This is a genomic window from Endozoicomonas sp. ISHI1 (assembly GCF_024606225.1).
Lineage (GTDB): Bacteria > Pseudomonadota > Gammaproteobacteria > Pseudomonadales > Endozoicomonadaceae > Endozoicomonas_A.
In genome coordinates this window covers 1-2,759 of sequence record NZ_JAGRPU010000107.1, presented here as the reverse complement: position 1 = coordinate 2,759, position 2,759 = coordinate 1, and the positions used below count along the sequence as shown (strand labels likewise).

At 46.2% G+C, this 2,759-nt stretch carries 2 protein-coding genes; both read left to right on the top strand.

Features of this window, described 5'->3' with window-relative positions:
• A partial coding sequence (locus tag KBW69_RS23220; RefSeq protein WP_257282504.1) for a WD40 repeat domain-containing protein occupies positions 1–583 on the top strand: 583 nt, incomplete at its 5' end.
• Between the two features lie 176 nt (positions 584–759).
• Complete coding sequence (locus KBW69_RS23215; RefSeq protein ID WP_257282503.1) at positions 760–2,559, top strand: F-box-like domain-containing protein; 1,800 nt, start codon at positions 760–762, stop codon at positions 2,557–2,559.
• The last annotated feature ends 200 nt before the right edge of the window (positions 2,560–2,759 follow it).

The window sequence follows — 2,759 nt, the reverse complement described above, 5'->3', positions numbered from 1 at the left end:
GACTGTCAGCTTTGACTGCGTGGCGAAAATATATGGTCAGAAGACCGATGGCTCTTGGGAAGAAGAAATCATCATTTCCCACGTTGCTTGGATCAACTCAGCCTCCTTCAGCGCCAATGGCCGCCATTTGGTGACGGCAAGTGTCGATAGCACGGCGAAAATCTATAGTAGGAGGGACAGCGGATCCTGGGAAGAAAAGTGCATTATTTCCCATAATTACAATGTCATCTCAGCCACCTTCAGCCCTGATAGCCGCCATGCGGTGACGGCCAGTAACGATGGTACGGCGAAAATCTATGGTCTGAAGACTGACGGATCCTGGATCGAAAAGGCCATTATATCCCACAAAAGTTCGCTCAAATCAGCCAACTTTAGCGACGATGGCTGCCTTGTGGTGACCACCGGTACCGATGGAACGGCAAAAATTTATGGTCAGACGAAGAATGGGTCATGGGTAGAAAAAGCCGTTGTTCCTCACGAAGGTGCGGCCGAATCAACCGCCCTCAGTACCAATGGCCACCATTTGGTTTCGCCCTTTCCCCATAACGAGTTGAGAATGTATAAGCTTTCGATGAATCGTTGATGGTTTGTCGTGATCAATAAAAGAGACGCCATTGTGCAGGCGCTGAAAGACAGAAACGTTATTAGTTGCACTTAAAACCATGTTTTGAACTTTTTTTGCAAAACCGAGTCTCATTTACTTCATCAATTTTGAAGATCCTTGTTAATCACGGAATACTCACTCAGGAGAAGCCAGGTTTGGATCCAGCGAATAATACATTCAGTATGGACGGTTCACTCTCGCCGCCAATCAAACGCGCTCGATTAGGGGGAGAATCATCAGGTGTTAGTGCGGGTAGATCCATTGCTATACCTGACAAGGAAGAAAAGAAAAAACTTTTGTTTTTCGATTTACCCATCGAAACAACCCATAAAATTATTGGCTTGTTGGAAGTTAGAGATGTTGTTCGCTTACGGCAGGTTTGCACTCACCTTAACCGGGTTATTAAAAACGATCGTGCATTGGAAAAGGCATGGTATAGCCGTTTTTCTTCACCACACCAATATCAATTAAAGAAAATCCTTCCTACAAAGGATAAAGAACAACTCCGTAACTGGCTGCGACCGTTTACGAAGGATGAAGCGTTAGTCGAGTCAGTCATAGAACGCCGAAACAGTGAATATTTTCCTGCTCTATTCTATTTCACCAAAGCTCGACTGATGGCTCAATGCGAAACGTTCAACGTAGATACAGAGGCCGTCATTGCTCATGAGGACAGGGTGAACTCAGGCACTTTTAGTGCCGATGGCAGTCACCTGGTGACCGCCAGTTGGGATAAAACGGCGAAAATCTATGGCCAGAAGACCCACGGAATATGGGTAGAAGAAACCATTATTTCCCATGAAGACGGTGTCGGATCAGCTATCTTCAGTGCCGATGGCCGCCATGTGGTGACCACCAGTTTCGATGGAACGGCAAAAATCTATGGTCAAGTCGATGGGGCATGGGTAGAGAAACTTACTATTTCCCATGATGGCCAACTCTCCTCAGTCGCCTTCAGTGACGATGGCCGCCATTTGCTGACCGCCAGTTGGGATAAAATGGCGAAAATCTGTTCAGAGGGAGACGATGGGTCTTGGGAAGAAAAACTTACCATTTCCCATGATGATTCGGTTAACTCAGCCACATTCAGCCCCGATAGCCGCTATGTTGTGACGCTCAGTTGCGATAAAACGGCAAAAATTTATGGTCAGGAACTCGATGGATCATGGGTAGAAAAAATCACTATTTCCAATGGCGAATTGAACATATCAGCCACCTTCAGCGCCGATAGTCGCAGAGTGGTGTTTGCCAGTGAAGTTGAAAGAGCGAGAATCTACGGTCAACAGACCGATGGCTCATGGCAAGAAGAAACCATCATTCCCCATGATCACTTTGTCATGTCAGCCATCTTTGATACTGATGGTCGATATGTGTTGACTATCACTTGTAATAACAAGGCGAAAATATATGGTCTGAAGACCGATGGCTCTGAGGAAGAAGAAATCATCATTTCCCATCGTAATTGGATCAACTCAGCCTCCTTCAGCCCCAATAGCCGTCATGTGGTAACGGCAAGTGTCGATAAGACGGCGAAAATCTGTAGTAAGAAGGACGATGGATCATGGGAGGAAACCCTCATTTCCCATGACGGCGGTGTCAGATCAGCCACCTTCAGCCCCAATAGCCGCCATGTGGTGACGGCCAGTTTCGATGGCAAGGCGAAAATCTATGGTCTGAAGAGTGACGGATCCTGGATCGAAGAGGCCATCATTTCCCACAAAGATTGGCTTAGATCAGCCACCTTTAGCACCGATGGCTGCCTTGTAGTGACCACCAGTACCGATGGAACGTCAAAAATTTATGGTCAGACGACGAATGGATCATGGGTAGAAAAAGCCGTTGTTACTCACAGAGGTGCGATCAAATCAACCGCCCTCAGTGCCAATGGCCACCATTTGGTTTCGCCCTTTCACCATAACGAGTTGAGAATTTATAAGCTTTCGATGAATCATTGATGGTTTGTTGTGATCAATAAAAGGGACGCCATTGTGCAGATGCTGAAAGATAGAAAGTTCATTAGTTGTAGTCGTCTAGCAGCCTGTCGGACTTAAGCGTCCGTAGCGAGGATTGCAAGAAATTGAGGATAAAAATTTCTGCTTCTGAGGAGAATAGCGAGCTATTTGACGAAGAAGCAGGAATTTTTAGACCAATTTAT